The organism is Vibrio sp. 10N.222.55.C6 (assembly GCF_041473395.1).
Classification (GTDB): Bacteria; Pseudomonadota; Gammaproteobacteria; order Enterobacterales; family Vibrionaceae; genus Vibrio; species Vibrio crassostreae_C.
In genome coordinates, this window is the sequence record NZ_JBFRSD010001186.1 from 1 (window position 1) to 506 (window position 506).

General features: G+C 42.7%; 1 protein-coding gene. It reads left to right on the plus strand.

Going from position 1 to position 506, the window contains the following annotated elements:
- Window positions 1–506: hypothetical protein (locus AB4486_RS28120; protein ID WP_372120115.1), on the plus strand; the 506-nt coding region annotated here is incomplete at its 5' end.

Sequence of the window (506 nt, forward strand, 5' to 3'; positions counted from 1 at the left end):
GGTTCATGGTACGGCTGGGCATCGCGTACTTATCAATCGGAGTGTTGCTGGGCGTTGTCATACTTAACAACACTTATGCTCCACGCTTTTTCTCAATGGACTGGGACATTATGGCGTGGTTTGCCGTCTTGGTGACCATACTAAGTTATGTACTATTTCGGATAAAGAGGACGACTAATATCGGCAAACTTATGTTTGCGAGTATTTTGGGAACCGTTGTTTTGTTTATGTATGCTGAAGAAAGGTATTGGATTGCTAATATTAACGTGCGCTCTTGGAGTCTGTTTCTTGGTGTATTGTATGTGTCTATGCTTTTATATTTCTTGTTTCCCCACCGATGGTTAAAGCCGTTTCTGTTTTTATCTCCTGTTGCTGCTGGCTCATGGGTTTTATTCTGGATAGGTTATACGCCGATTAACGTCACTTTGGAGCATCATGGAAGTGCAAGGGACAATTCCAGACGAAAAATATCACAAGGCAATCGCTATGCTCCCCGAGGTTTATAG